This window comes from Bowmanella denitrificans (assembly GCF_039522935.1).
Lineage (GTDB): Bacteria > Pseudomonadota > Gammaproteobacteria > Enterobacterales > Alteromonadaceae > Bowmanella > Bowmanella denitrificans.
In genome coordinates this window covers 91,211-105,267 of the sequence record NZ_BAAAEI010000006.1, presented here as the reverse complement: position 1 = coordinate 105,267, position 14,057 = coordinate 91,211, and the positions used below count along the sequence as shown (strand labels likewise).

General features: G+C 47.8%; 13 protein-coding genes. 5 read left to right on the top strand and 8 right to left on the bottom strand.

Going from position 1 to position 14,057, the window contains the following annotated elements:
* Positions 1-58: 58 nt before the first annotated feature.
* From ABD028_RS03485 to thrS, 8 genes are all read right to left on the bottom strand, one after another.
* Positions 59-2,434, bottom strand: a complete 2,376-nt coding sequence (locus ABD028_RS03485; RefSeq protein ID WP_343841786.1) for a PKD domain-containing protein — start codon at positions 2,432-2,434, stop codon at positions 59-61.
* Between the two features lie 123 nt (positions 2,435-2,557).
* Positions 2,558-4,885: a TonB-dependent siderophore receptor gene (locus ABD028_RS03480; protein WP_343841783.1), complete on the bottom strand. Its 2,328-nt coding sequence runs from the start codon at positions 4,883-4,885 to the stop codon at positions 2,558-2,560.
* Between the two features lie 74 nt (positions 4,886-4,959).
* Entirely contained in the window at positions 4,960-5,931 is a 972-nt protein-coding gene (locus tag ABD028_RS03475) for a FecR family protein (RefSeq protein WP_343841781.1), read from the bottom strand.
* Entirely contained in the window at positions 5,924-6,427 is a 504-nt protein-coding gene (locus tag ABD028_RS03470; protein ID WP_343841779.1) for a sigma-70 family RNA polymerase sigma factor, read from the bottom strand. The genes ABD028_RS03475 and ABD028_RS03470 overlap by 8 nt, the downstream gene beginning before the upstream one ends.
* A gap of 173 nt (positions 6,428-6,600) precedes the next feature.
* On the bottom strand, positions 6,601-6,957 hold the full coding sequence (gene rplT / locus ABD028_RS03465; protein WP_102795354.1) for a 50S ribosomal protein L20: 357 nt from the start codon (positions 6,955-6,957) through the stop codon (positions 6,601-6,603).
* A 17-nt stretch (positions 6,958-6,974) separates the two neighbouring features.
* On the bottom strand, positions 6,975-7,172 hold the full coding sequence (rpmI, locus tag ABD028_RS03460; protein WP_102795353.1) for a 50S ribosomal protein L35: 198 nt from the start codon (positions 7,170-7,172) through the stop codon (positions 6,975-6,977).
* Positions 7,173-7,257: 85 nt separating this feature from the next.
* Positions 7,258-7,818 (bottom strand): translation initiation factor IF-3, encoded by a 561-nt coding sequence (infC, locus tag ABD028_RS03455; RefSeq protein ID WP_425542079.1) that lies wholly within the window; start codon positions 7,816-7,818, stop codon positions 7,258-7,260.
* Positions 7,818-9,734 carry a threonine--tRNA ligase gene (gene thrS, locus ABD028_RS03450; protein WP_343841774.1) on the bottom strand — a complete coding sequence of 639 codons (1,917 nt, stop codon included), beginning with the start codon at positions 9,732-9,734 and terminating at the stop codon, positions 7,818-7,820. Before thrS ends, infC begins: the two co-directional genes overlap by 1 nt.
* 291 nt (positions 9,735-10,025) lie before the next feature.
* Here thrS and ABD028_RS03445 point away from each other — a divergent pair, with 291 nt between their 5' ends.
* Genes ABD028_RS03445 through ABD028_RS03425 form a run of 5 tightly spaced genes read left to right on the top strand, consistent with a single transcriptional unit; the run spans position 10,026 to position 13,522 of the window.
* Positions 10,026-10,577, top strand: a complete 552-nt coding sequence (locus ABD028_RS03445; RefSeq protein WP_343841772.1) for an START domain-containing protein — start codon at positions 10,026-10,028, stop codon at positions 10,575-10,577.
* Between the two features lie 56 nt (positions 10,578-10,633).
* Positions 10,634-11,494 (top strand): fructosamine kinase family protein, encoded by an 861-nt coding sequence (locus ABD028_RS03440; protein ID WP_343841770.1) that lies wholly within the window; start codon positions 10,634-10,636, stop codon positions 11,492-11,494.
* Positions 11,495-11,541: 47 nt separating this feature from the next.
* Positions 11,542-12,273, top strand: coding sequence for a pteridine reductase (locus ABD028_RS03435; RefSeq protein WP_343841768.1), 732 nt, complete (start codon positions 11,542-11,544; stop codon positions 12,271-12,273).
* 22 nt (positions 12,274-12,295) lie between these two features.
* On the top strand, positions 12,296-12,496 hold the full coding sequence (locus ABD028_RS03430) for a CPXCG motif-containing cysteine-rich protein (protein ID WP_102795349.1): 201 nt from the start codon (positions 12,296-12,298) through the stop codon (positions 12,494-12,496).
* A gap of 6 nt (positions 12,497-12,502) precedes the next feature.
* Positions 12,503-13,522: a DUF3080 family protein gene (locus ABD028_RS03425; protein WP_343841765.1), complete on the top strand. Its 1,020-nt coding sequence runs from the start codon at positions 12,503-12,505 to the stop codon at positions 13,520-13,522.
* Positions 13,523-14,057: the final 535 nt, after the last annotated feature.

The window sequence follows — 14,057 nt, the reverse complement described above, 5'->3', positions numbered from 1 at the left end:
GGCGTTTTCTTTCTGATATAGCCGGATAAGCATCCGGCATTTTCCAGTGGGCAAGTATTTACGGCTCACAAATATCTACATAGAAGCTATTCGTACCACTAGCATCTGGCTGATGCTCGAACTGCCTGCTGCCATTAAATGTAATGTGCGCATTGAGAGAAGCAAATATCGCTGGGGCCAACAATTTGGTTTTTACTTTGGGTAATGCCCGGCTGAAGGACAATAATGCCATTGCCTTAACACTAAAGTCAGTATTGTCGGAATGCCCCCTCAAGATTGTCTTGTACTCTTTGTCTGACACGCTGTCGCAAAAACGCGCTTCAAATACCACATCCTGCAACGTAGCGATTTTCTTGGTTCCCAACTCAATTGAATTGCCTTCATCCAATTCCAGGGCCAAATCCTGATATCCATATCTTAGGCTTGCACCAACCCTTAAACCTGGTTCCCAATTGCCTTGCTGAGGGCGATCAAACGATAGAATAAACTGCCCTGATTCATCGGTGTAAGTTTCATAAAATCCGGTATAGCCCTGGCGGATATTAATATAGCTGGTTGCCACGTTGATCCCGCTAACAGGCTGGTTTGTTGCATCCAGCAAAGTGCCGGTTAACCTTAGCTGTTCCTCCAGCTCAGTGGCGGCCTGAATTAAGTAGCTGGCTTCCCCCTTTTTGACCCCATCACTGACCGTTAGGTGCACACGATAGCTACCGGCGTACTTGGGACTAAAACTAAAATGCTCGGTGCCGGACTCAGTGGCAACCGTTTGCATATTTGCTTCCTCAAACACCCGCCATTTATAACTTAGCGGTTGCCCTTCTGGGTCATAGCTGATGGCAGCATTAAAATGCACGGTGTCCCCAACCAGAGCATTCCGCTTTGTCTGTCCAGCAACTCTGGCAATGGGAGACAGGTTACTGTCAGCCGTCAATATGATGGTGGCAGGCTCAGATTGCCCCTGAGGGTTTGTGCCTACCAATTGAATCAGGTACTCACCTTCTTTATCTGCCTTAAAAAGCACCGAACGTTGGTGGCTGCCATCCAGTTGGCCATCTGCTCCTTGCGGTTGCTTAATCAAGGACCAGGAGTAACTCACCGGCTCGGCTGCAGTATTACTATTCGCGGTTAAAGTTACCCATTGGTTGATAGAAATATTTGTCTCAAGGCTGGTGATCTGTACCTGGGGCAAGGTGACTTCAGTCAGAGATATGACTTTAGTAAAAGCTTCGGAATACAGCTTTTGGTCGTACACTCTGAGTTGTAGCTGATATTCACCGGCCCTATCGGCTTGAAATACTGGTGCTTTGTCATTTTTTGTGTCTAGCGTCCACTGGCTCCCCGTTGGCGCAGACAACACTTGCCACTCATATTCCAGCAGGTCTGCGTCTGGATCGCTGGCATCACTCAGCAATTCAATTTTGTTGTTTGGCCTGAGATCTCTGCTATCCACACCAAGGGCCAAATCAAATGAGGCAACAGGCGCACGATTTTCCTTGATAACCTGAATATCTACACAGTCAGTGTCATGATATTTGCCATCTCTGACAGTTAAACACACCTGATAGGTTGCCAAATCAAGTGGCTCAAATTCAAAGGTTTCAAGATTGTCAGGATGTGCTTGCACATCCCCGCCTTTTACTAACCACTGATAACTCAAACTGTCATTGTCCGCATCGACACTAAGGCTGGTCAGGGTTAAGCGATCGCCTTTCCATAGCTGAGTAATATGACGCGTGTCTATGCTTGCTTGCGGTGGCACATTGCCTGCTTTATGCACGCTGATGGTCTGTCTGACGTCCCGCCTGATAATATTGCCCAACTGCATCGACAATTGAATCTCATAGTCTCCCACCTCATCAGCCAGAAAATAGGTCTGGATCTGTTCTGGCGCTTGTATGCTGGCTTGACTGGCGGTCGGCTTTGCAATCAGTGTCCAATGATATTTTGGCGTGACTTTTTCGCTGAGCATATGCGTAAACACCGCTTCTAGGGCAACCTTTTCCCCTACTTTCGCGGTTTTGGCGGTCTTAATAGACAAGGTATGACGCTGACTTTTAGTCACTGCAATCACTAACTTGGTGCTGCTTGTGGCTCCCTGACTGTCCGTAACTGTCAGGCTAACCTGATAGCTGCCAGGCTGTTGCGGACTAAACTCAATGGCCTTACTACTGTTATCGCTCAGTGTCAGGGCCTGACCATTGGCATCGTCAATGCGCCACAAATAATTTAGCGCTGACTGTTCAGGATCTTTGCTACTGCTGGCGTCGAAGCTGAGCAACTCCCCTACTTCAATGCTGTTTTGGCTGGCAACGAATTTAGCCATGGGAGGCTGGTTGGGGCGCACATTGACGGTTGGCGCATCACTGCCACCCCCCCCGCAACCACTGAGCAACATAAACACGGAGGCGGCAATCACCTTTAGCTGAGTATTCAATTGGATTTCCTTATTTTTCGCGTATGCACTTCGCTTTGCTGGAACTGTATGCGGCGAAAGTGCTGACAGCGGAATTGCTGTTAATAAGGAAACGAATGAGGTTGGCTAAACAGCTAAACTTTTTTAAAAATGTTGATCAATTGTCAGGGTTATCTGCCGGGGAGCACCATAAGCGGCCCAACCCCGAACCAGATCCACACCGTCAAAATAGCCTTTATCCAATACATTTTTGATACTCAAAGTCAATGCACTCCCCTCGCCGAATTGCCATTTATAATAGGCATTGAGCCGCCAGCTGGCTGGCTGGGAAACGTTCACTCTATTAGTGTCAATAAAGGTTCTTAGCAGATAGTGCTGCCTGGATTCGCCCTCAATCGCTGCGCCAAACGTCATGTTGAGCGCTTTCCAGGGCAACGAATAACCCACGGTTGCACGATACAGGGTGTCAGGAAACTGCACGTTGGCATTGTCTGCAGACTGCACTGAATGTCGGCGCGCATAGGCCAGATTGATCTGTATAGCCTGGTTCTGATAGCGAAACTCCGCTTCCCACCCTGCTTGTTTGTTGTAGGTAATATCAGGCGCCAAACCAAATTTCTGTGGGCGACTTTGATAAGCGCTAAGACTAAGTTGCCCTTTACGCTGCCAAAAGTCGGCTTTAATGCCTAATTCTGTAGAGATATGCCGGACCGGCAACAAGCCAATATTCAACATGGACAAATAACCACTGCGAAAGTCCACAATATCTGTATAGCTAGCGTAAAGTTGTATCTCTCCTATCGCCTGACTGATACCCAAATAGAGGTTGTTGTATTGGCTGTTATCCTCTTCTGTCTCGCCAAAGAAGATACTGCTGTCAACCAGATAGCGGCTATGATTTCTTCGCACAGAGGCAGACAACCGGGTTGACGTTGTCAGGCTTATTAGACTAGCCAGTTTTATACTGTCAACCTTAACGCGCAGGTCATTGATATAGCTCGCCAGTACGTTATCCGGTAATGGCTCGTCTCGGTTAAGCGCCTCAAAACTGTGATGCTGTATCACCAGCATACCTTGGTAATCCATCTCATTTAAACGCTGAAAACTGCGACTATCGGTACTGCTGGCCGTCAGGCTGATATCCACTGGCAGCGAATAAAGAGAAATCTCTCCATCCAGGCTTATCGAGCCTTTGTATGTTTTGTAATGCAATTGCTGCTGATAAGCCCAATAGGCCATCGACAAGGTCTGGCGGTCAGGAAAGCTATTGAATTCCTGAAACAGCATATCCGATTTTTGGATGGCTTTACTCAGGCTGAGTCTGGCCCGCCACGTTGAATTCAGTTGATGTTCAAGCAAGAAATGAGAAAAACCTAAATGCTGTTCTCCACCTGACCAGTTTGGCCAGAAATTGGTGGAAAGTGGCCCGTCATAAGGAGTGAGATCCGCATACAGCAACGGCCGGATTTTCGAACGCTCGCGTTGCTGATCTTGTTGTTCAATATGATAAAAGTCCAGTTTAAGGGCATCGGAAAGGTGCCAGGTCAGTCGTCCATAGCCGCCGCTTCGTATGTTATGGGAATGATCGGCTGCGTCCTGCTGTTTTTGCTCCACCATCACCAGCCGCCCCATAAGCTTGGAGCTGTTGAGTAAGGCACCACCGATATCCGCACTTAACCTGCGATTCAGTAACTCACCATAACTGGCAGAAAGGTCCAAAAAAACCTCTTCACTTGCGGGCTTTGGCAGTAAATTCACCGAAGCAGAGTTCACTCCGTTGTCCTGTTGGACACCATTAGTACCGCGATTGATTTCAAATAAATTGAAATACCCTGCATCCAATTCGGACACAGCAAAATTAGACTCAGCGAAAGGTTGTCCATCAATCAGGAATGGATTAAGTAAGTTACCTCGCGCCCGAAATTCACGGTTACCAGTAATGGCGTTGGCAGTGCTGTAAATGCCAGGAGATGAGCGCAGCACTTCGCCTAGATCAGTTTGACTGAAGGAAAGGAATGTTTTGGGATTTACCAGCGATACCGTCTGCGGTAGCTGTTTAACGCTTTGCGCAATCCCTGAAGACGAGCTTGTCACGTCCTGCCAGTCAGATAACGGGGTAAAAAGCGTTGTCTGTTTGTCCGGTAGCGAGAAAGTCACCCGAATTTCTGTGGGGCCGCCTTGCCCTTGAGATACGCCCGCCTCACCTTGAACCACAAAGTGAACATCACCCACCTGCTGATAATGTAGTCCTGATTCTGACAACACCTTTTTCAGGGCTTGTTGTGCGCTCAGGCGCTGAGAAAATCCAGTGCAGGGTTTATCGGCAATCAGTTGGCTATCAACGGAGATATAGATATTGGCTGTGCGGGCAATCGTATTCAGGCACTGGCTAAGACTGCCCTGTTGCAAGTCAAAAGGATAAATCGATTCGGCCCAGGCTTCGGCTTCACCTGCTGTAAGCGTTAAAGTCACAAGCACCAGTGAAGTGACTAGCCTGCTTTTACATAAGATTAAGGTCAATATTAGTCGGCCTGGCAGTTGTTGTATCAGGCGGATGCTATATTCACCCACCATGGCCCCACTTTACTGACGGAAATTGGCAAGCTGAGGGCCAGCATTTCCAGTGTCTTATCACTGTCAAAAGCCGGAAATACACCGTCTATGCTCAGATTCTGCACCTCGGGGGCAACACGGATAAATCCCTGGCGGTAACGATTGAGTTCAATGCCGAAAGCTTGCAGTGACATGTCCTTTGCAATAAGTTTACCATCGCGCCAACCGGGTAAATCTGTTACCGTCCCAAGGGCCGAAAAGCCACCTGCCGTCCAGCTTATCTGCTGGCCAGCCTGCAAGGTTTTTGATTCTCCTGCCCCATGCAAAATCGCTTGCCCCTGAAAAATACAGAGTTCACAGCCAGCGTCTTGCTTATACAGATTTAAATGGCTGAAAGAAGATTCGATAACAAACTCCTGTGCCTGCCAGTTCGTATTTATGCGCAATGCCTTTGACTGACCAAGCCCATTGTGCTCAACAAAAAGCTCGCCTTGTAGAAGGGTTATTTCGTGAATGGCACCGATTTGCCTGGTATCTATGGCAGTATTGGTATTCAGCCATAACTGCAGATGCTCCGCTAATTGAATATGTTCAGATTGCCCCACCGGCACACTATGGTCTGCAGCCATCTGATACCAGGTGGACCTGGCAATTGGCGTCCTGGCGCTGAGATAAGTCATAAATGACACCCCGAACAGGGCCAGACATTTAATCACTGCACGTCTCGACATAACCGGTTGTTGCAATAGCTCATGCAAAGAAGGGTGCTGCTGTTGATGACGGCTAAACTGCTCAAAGGTACTGTGCATCTCCAGCACCTTCTGCCAGGCATGGCGATTAGCCGGGCTCTCCAGCCAAGCTTCAAACTTGATTCGGCTTGCCGTTGTCGGCGTTTGTTCCTGCATTTCCACAAACCAACTGGCAGCACTTTGCAGGCTGTTCGGATCAATCCTTGAATTACTCAAAATGGGTTTCCCTGAAAATAGTCATTCTGACAATGGCCTGAGCCAAATAGTTTTTAACACTGGCGACGGAGATGTTGTCGCGCTGCGCAACTTGTTGGTAGGTCAGGCCTTCGACCTGCACCGCAATAAAAGTGCGTTTGACCTTGCGTGGTAATCGGCTGAGCATTTGGTCAACTTTGACAATAATATCAACGATGGCTTGCTGTTCAGCGATGTCGGGTAAGTGCGCAGCATCCAGCTGTTGAAGGCTGTCCAGATAAGCCTGCTCGATTTGCCTTCTGCGCCATAAATCGATGCAAAGTGAGTGGGCGATACGGCTGAGGTAATGACGCCCCCCCAATAAACTGTCAAAACGCATGGGCTTTCTTAACAATCTCTCGAAAGCATCCTGTGCCAAATCGGCAGCATCTTCAGGGCAACCAAGCCTGCGTATCAGCAGGTTTCTCATCCAGCCATGATGATTACGATACAATTGTTGAACGTCTTGCCGATCCATTTAATACAATATCCCTAGACAGCGGGAGCCAATCCAAAACACCGCGCATTATGCGCTGACTCGAATCGATTAGACAAGATTGCTTTTTTGATGCAGTTTGTTAACGCATAAAAAAAACGGGAAGCATCCGGCTTCCCGTTTCTCTGAAAGAACTCAAGCTTAATAGTTAAATATTAAGCCAATGCGCCTTTGGCAGCATTTACCAGTGCGCTGAAAGCTGCTTTGTCATGTACAGCGATGTCAGCCAGGATCTTACGATCGATTTCGACAGACGCTTTCTTCAGACCGTTGATGAAACGGCTGTATGACAAACCATTCTGACGGGCCGCAGCGTTGATACGTGCAATCCACAATTGACGGAATTGACGCTTACGCTGACGACGGTCGCGGTACGCATACTGGCCGGCTTTGGTAACCGCCTGTACTGCAACGCGATACACCCGTGAACGGGCTCCGTAGTAACCTTTGGCTTGCTTCAGTACCTTTTTATGACGGGCACGTGCAATAACACCACGTTTTACTCTTGCCATGTTTCAGTCTCCTTAGCTTAAGCGTACGGCAACATGCGTTGGATCAACGCAGTATCCGAGTCATGGGCCAGTTTCTTGCCACGCAGGTGGCGTTTACGCTTAGAGCTCTTCTTGGTCAGAATATGACGCAAGTGAGACTGTTTGCTTTTAAAGCGACCGGAAGCAGATTTCTTAAAACGCTTCGCGGCACCGCTGTTGCTTTTCATTTTAGGCATTGCTAAAACTCCGCATTGTTTAAGTTACAACCAAGTAGTAAGGCGACTTTGATGCGCAGTCATCAAAGCACTTGATGAGCCTTACTTACCGTTTAGTGGGGGCCATCACCATGATCATCTGTCGGCCTTCCACCCTGTTGGGGAAAGACTCACAGTTGGCAATGTCTTCCAACTCGCTTTTAATGCGGTTCAGAAGCTCAATACCAATTTCCTGGTGAGCCATTTCACGTCCGCGGAAACGAACCGTGACTTTGGCTTTATCACCCCCTTCAAGAAAGCGACGCAGGTTGCGCAGTTTGACCTGGTAATCGCCTTCATCAGTGCCAGGGCGGAATTTAACCTCCTTGACCTGAATTTGCTTTTGCTTTTTCTTCTGCTCTTTTTGAGCTTTACTCTTTTCGAAGATGAACTTGCCGTAATCCATAATTTTACAGACCGGCGGTTCGGCATTCGGGCTAATTTCCACCAAATCCAGCTCGACTTCTGCGGCTGATTCCAGTGCCTGGGCCAGGGAGACAATGCCTGCCTGCTCACCATCCTTGCCAATCAAACGAACTTCTTTTGCTCTTATTTCTTCGTTAATACGGGCTTTTGCCGAATCTTGGCCCTTCGTGTTAGCGCCTTTAATATGCTCTTCCTCCGAAATTATTCGATAATCTTGCTAGTGACCTGTTCATTGGCTTTAGAAATAAACTCCTCTAGGGAGAATTTGCCCAGGTCTTCGCCTTTCCGAGTCCTTACTGCCACTTCACCGGCTTCCATTTCTTTGTCGCCGACAACCAACATGTAAGGAACACGCCTTAGAGTGTGCTCGCGGATTTTAAAGCCAATCTTCTCGTTTCTCAAGTCAGACTTTGCTCTAAAGCCTAATTCTTGTAACCTTTTTGCCACAGAGCTGGCATATTCTGCCTGATTGTCGGTAATATTCATCACCACCATCTGCATTGGCGCCAGCCAAAGTGGAAAATATCCGGCATATTCTTCGGTCAGAATACCAATAAAGCGCTCCAATGATCCCAGCACCGCACGGTGAATCATAACAGGGACTCTGCGTTCACCATCTTCGGCCACATAGGTACTGCCTAAGCGACCCGGCATAGAGAAATCCAGCTGTACGGTACCGCACTGCCAGGCCCTGTCGAGGCAATCATGCAACGTGAATTCGATTTTCGGTCCGTAGAAGGCACCTTCACCTGGCAGGTACTGGAATTCTATACCTTTACTGTCCAGCGCTTCAGCCAGGGCTTTTTCCGCCTTATCCCACACTTCATCAGAACCTACACGCTTTTCCGGGCGGGTAGACAGCTTAACGACGATTTTGTCAAAACCAAAGGTCTTGTAGGTATCGTAAATCATATCGATACAACCACCTACTTCACTGAGGATTTGCTCTTCAGTACAGAAGATATGTGCATCATCCTGAGTAAAGCCACGTACACGCATCAGGCCATGCAAGGCACCCGACGGCTCGTTACGGTGGCAGCAACCAAACTCCGCCATACGTAGCGGCAGGTCGCGGTATGACTTCAAGCCCTGATTGAAAATCTGCACATGACCCGGGCAGTTCATTGGCTTAATGGCATACTCGCGTTTTTCCGACTCTGTGGTAAACATGGCGTCACCAAATTTATCCCAGTGACCGGATTTTTCCCACAAGGTGCGATCCATCATCAACGGCCCTTTCACTTCGCCGTAATCGTAACGTCGCAGTTTGTCACGTACAAAGCGCTCCAGCTCTGTATAAATTGTCCAGCCGTCGTTATGCCAGAACACCATACCCGGTGCTTCTTCCTGCCAGTGGAACAGATCCAGCGCCTTACCAATTTTGCGGTGATCGCGTTTTTCGGCTTCTTCCAAACGCTGTAAATAGGCTTTGAGCTGCTTTTTATCTGCCCAGGCGGTGCCGTAAATACGTTGCAACATTTTATTGTCGCTATTACCACGCCAATACGCACCGGCCACTTTCATAATCTTAAAATGCTGACAGAAGCGCATATTCGGTACGTGCGGACCACGGCACATATCCACGTATTCTTCATGGTGATACAGGCCTGGACGATCATCACGGCTGATATTCTCGTCCAGGATTTCAATTTTGTATGACTCGCCACGTGCCGCAAAAGCATCGCGCGCTTCCTGCCAGCTCACCACCTTTTTCACAACGTCATAACTGGTGTTTGCCAGTTCCTGCATGCGCTTCTCTAATTTGTCCAGGTCATCCTGGCTCAGCGCATGTTCCATATCGACGTCATAGTAGAAGCCATTATCAATCACCGGCCCGATAGCCATCTTAGTATTTGGCCACAGCTGTTTGATGGCATGACCCAACAAATGCGCACAGGAGTGGCGCAAAATTTCCAAGCCTTCATCATCCTTGGCAGTGATAATCTGCAATGTCGCATTGGTACTGATAACTTCACAGGCATCGACCAGACGACCGTCAATGCGGCCGGCAATGGTGGCTTTAGCTAAACCAGGGCCGATATCATTGGCAACGTCCATCACGGACACAGGATTATCAAATTGGCGTTGGCTGCCGTCGGGAAGTGTAATAACAGGCATGAAAATTCCTTAACAGTGGTGACGCAAACCAAGCGCCACGTGTCTTTCAAAAACACAAAAAAACACCCTCAGTGGGTGTTCCGATAAAATTCGCTGGTCTGCTACCATCAGACCAAGGGCAACTATATCTATTTAAGCCAACAGATGCAATTTCCAATCCGGGGTATCGCTGCCCTGCTCTGCCTGACTTTTTCAGTCAATGCAGAGAATTGCAGCAATATGGTGAATGAATGGAACTTAATTAAGCGCCATCAGCAAATCCGGTTATATCAACGACAAAGCCCTTCCGGTATGTTTGATGTGATGGCGATCACTGAGCTTAATACCCGTCTCAATGCCTTCATTTGGTTGCTTAGAGACACTAATAGAGGACCAGAGTGGATTGCCAATGCAAGCACCATTCAGTTACTGGCAAGGCCTGAACCCAATCAGGACTTAGTTCACAGCCGGTTTGACGCTCCTTGGCCCATCCGCAGCCGCGATATGGTCACGTTGTCAACCTTTAGTCAGGATGCAGAAAGCCTGATTTTGACGCTGGACGTTAAGGATGCAGCAGAAAGCTTACCCATAAATGAGCATTGGGTGAGGATGAAACATGTTTGGGCAATATGGCAACTAAGTCCACTCGCCTCTGGTTTAGTTGAAATTTGTTATCGGGGAAGCGCGGATCCAGCCGGTCATATTCCTCTTTGGCTGGCGAACCAATTACTGTTAAAAGGCACATTTACTACTTTTGTGAAGCTTCGTCAGTTATTAGTGGAAAATCAATACCAACATAAGACTCTAAGCGGCATTCAGGAACCCTCTGTGCATTTAGAAACAAAAATCAGCAACAACCCTTAACAAATCTCATTGCTGTTCCATACTAAGAAAAGTTTGCGGCAATCCATTCGTCTCTTATGTGGCATTTTATCAGCGAACAAATCAGCGAAAAGCTGGGTCAGGATTTTATCTGCGATGATATCCGCCAGATTCACCAACAATTTCATACCCGCAGTTTTCGTATTTCAGATGGTCGTCACCGCTTCTTTATCAAGGTGGCTGAGGCCGGAGAATTGCCACGGCTTGAATGCGAAGCGCATGGCCTTGAACATTTGAAACTGGAACAGGATATAAAGTTACCTGCAGTGGTATGTTCAGGGCGAGTCTCTCAGCACAGCTTCTTAGTCCTGGAATACATTAATATGGGAGAAGGTTCCGCCCCACTCTGGTTCAAGTTCGGCCAGGCACTGGCCAGATTGCATGCAGCCAACAACCAGAACATGTATGGATGGCAGGAAGACAACTATATAGGTGCCACATTGCAACCCAACAGTTGGCAGAAAAAATGGTGTCAGTTTTTCGCCGAGCAACGTATCGGTTACCTGCTGCAGCTTTTATGCGAGAAAGATATTCTGACAGTACATATCGATAAAGTTGTTTCATCCGTCGACCAATTATTATCTGGGCATAAACCGCCAGCGTCGCCATTACATGGCGATCTATGGCAGGGCAATACAGGTTTTTGGAAAGAGCAGCCGGTTGTATATGATCCGGCTTTCTACTTTGGTGACAGGGAAACGGATATTGCCATGACCGAACTGTTTGGCCGCTTTCCTGAACCTTTCTATCAGGGCTATCAAGAGGTATGGCCACTCAGCCAGGACTACCAGTATCGCAAGCCCATTTACCAACTCTACCATCTGCTCAATCATGCCTTGTTATTTGGTGGCCAGTACATTCAAACCGCAAAACTACACCTGCAACATCTGGATAGCTAGGAGTGAAAAAAGCATACTGGCAGTAAGCATTATTAAATCGGTATGTTATGAATAAAGTGGCTTTTATCAGTGGCAGTGCCAAACGCCTAGGTGCCCACACGGCGACACATCTGCATTCCCTGGGATATCAGGTGGTGTTGCACTGTCACCGGTCTGCACAACAAGCTGCAGAATTGCTGGATTGTCTTAACAACAGACGCCCCGCCTCAGCGGCTTTGGTTCGGGGCGACTTAACCAACACCAGCAATCTTTCTTCAATGGCTGCGGATATTATTAAACAGTTTGGTCGACTTGACGTGCTGGTAAACAACGCATCCAGCTTTTATCCGACGCCCTTATCAAACATCCACCTTGAACAATGGTGCGAATTGGTCGGTTCAAATTTACAGGCACCGCTGTTTCTCTGTCACTTTCTGGCTGATGAGCTGAAAAGTCGTAAAGGGACTATCATCAATATGGTAGACATTCATGCTTTTCGCCCATTAGCTGGTCATAGCCTTTATTGTCTGGCCAAAGCGGGACTGGTTAGTATGACGCAATCACTGGCCGTTGAGCTGGCTCCTGATGTACGGGTAAATGCTGTCGCCCCCGGTGCCATTTTATGGCCAGAACAGGACATGGAAACTAAGCAAAAACAGGACATTCTGGCACAGATCCCATTGGCACGACTGGGCGAAAGCCAGGATATTGCCAATGCCATTGAGTACCTGTTGCAAGCGCAGTATGTAACTGGACAAGTACTGACCGTCGATGGAGGGCGGAGTTTAACCGGCGCATAATCTCACAGCGCTAAGGAGAAATATGAAAGCCAAATCAGTTCAGGCCAATTGCCCCCAGTGTGGCCATTCCATGCATTTACTTTTAGATTACAGCTTGGGGGATCAGGACTACTACGAGGATTGCAGCAATTGCTGTCACCCAATGCGAATAAGTCTGCATGTGGATGAAGTAAATAAGAAACTGGTGTATAAAATTGGTGCCGATGACGAACAGTATTACTGAGACATCTTGTTTAGCCTGAAAAATATTCCAGCACTTTGCTGGCTTAGTGTTTTAATCCAGTTAACTGCCTGCCAGCCTTCTATTGATAATGATCTGGCCAATTATCAAGCCAGGCTAGCCAATGTACTCAATGTAAGTGCTCCAGCGACCCTATCCCCCACCGCATTAGGATTTCCTGCGTTATCAATCACCGGCGCTCCAGAGCTGAATATCAGTCTGACAGACTTCTATCAGTTAAGACATTGTACTTTGTATAACTTGGTTGCACAGCGCAACACCACCTTAGGTAAGTTACAGGGTCCATCACAACGCTATCTCTATGAAAGGCACTTTCTGTCAGCGCTACAACAGTGCCTCCAAAATACCGAAAATGATGATTTACGCAGTCAAATGCAGGTTTGGCAAAATCAGAAACGCATGGATTTACTTCTCGCCTGGCAAAAGCTGTTAGCCGGTGAAGAAATGCGTAGCGCTTTGGCTGGCCATCAAATCAAACTATCTGCGGATGAAAATGCACTATTTCAGGCTACCCGGGCTGCACTGACTTACTTGTCAGGTATTGGTCCTCAGGAGTCTGGAAACGGCGCCGTGCACCTGGAACAACATCTGCAAATATTGCATCAGGGGCAACTGCCTGCCAGGGTGTTCCGGACAAGAAAAAAGATAACGGTATTTTTTGCTCAGCTTACCCCATGGCTGGAGAAACAAGCGCTGGACTGCAACAAGGATGAACAAGAAATCACGTACCTTAGCAATGTATTCAGAATTTTCTTTATTGAAAAGATTCAACCATTAGCAGCAAATATCAACCGCTATCAATACGAGTTATTGCCCCTGCTGACAGCTCTTTATTCAAGTGGTCCAGTGCCAGTGGTTGAATGGTTAGAACAGCAAGAATTGGAATTTGTTGCTTTTCAAACCAATCTGCGTCGCCATGTTAATTGGTGGCAACAGCTCTTTAAGCGTTGCCAGATAAGCATACCTGCCTTACAACAACCTCAAACAACCACAAAACCAGAATATTGAGATATACGCCGCCCAAGACAGTTACGCATAACCCGGGTTTATGCGTTATACGCCAAACCCTGCGGTTATTTCTACCATGCTAACCCCGTTACGGCTCTCTCCGGCATAGAAGGTTAACATTAATATGGAGAGATTTAGAGGAGGTATGCTATGAGTGACTACGGGCCGCCGCTGAAGACAGGATGTTCACATTTGTCGACATGCAGTGCTTTTACTCATTTCCCATAATCTGATTTAAAGCCGTTATCTGAACAGATGTTTGGAGAAGAGCTGTATCTACGCAAGGGATTACCAAACACGTCCTGTGTTTCGCCCTGCGGGCCGGGGGCCATCAAGCGCTTGAACGCTAATGACATCAAAGTGTACGTTTCCAGCACAATGGCTGGCGATACTCTATTCTGTTGGGGATGACTCCGGGCTTCCTGCCCTTCGCCCTACGGGCCGCCGCTGACAACGCGACGTTCAAAAACGCTCCAGGCGTTTTTGTCGAACCCAAGGGGGTTTTCACCCCCTTATCACCAGGATATAAAGAAAA

Excerpts from the sequence above, each read along its gene's own strand:
- rpmI (WP_102795353.1), bottom strand. The coding sequence starts at position 7,172 with ATGCCTAAAATGAAAAGCAACAGCGGTGCCGCGAAGCGTTTTAAGAAA.
- ABD028_RS03430 (WP_102795349.1), top strand. The coding sequence starts at position 12,296 with ATGAAAGCCAAATCAGTTCAGGCCAATTGCCCCCAGTGTGGCCATTCC.
- ABD028_RS03435 (WP_343841768.1), top strand. The coding sequence starts at position 11,542 with ATGAATAAAGTGGCTTTTATCAGTGGCAGTGCCAAACGCCTAGGTGCC.
- ABD028_RS03440 (WP_343841770.1), top strand. The coding sequence starts at position 10,634 with ATGTGGCATTTTATCAGCGAACAAATCAGCGAAAAGCTGGGTCAGGAT.
- thrS (WP_343841774.1), bottom strand. The coding sequence starts at position 9,734 with ATGCCTGTTATTACACTTCCCGACGGCAGCCAACGCCAATTTGATAAT.
- ABD028_RS03470 (WP_343841779.1), bottom strand. The coding sequence starts at position 6,427 with ATGGATCGGCAAGACGTTCAACAATTGTATCGTAATCATCATGGCTGG.
- rplT (WP_102795354.1), bottom strand. The coding sequence starts at position 6,957 with ATGGCAAGAGTAAAACGTGGTGTTATTGCACGTGCCCGTCATAAAAAG.
- ABD028_RS03445 (WP_343841772.1), top strand. The coding sequence starts at position 10,026 with ATGTTTGATGTGATGGCGATCACTGAGCTTAATACCCGTCTCAATGCC.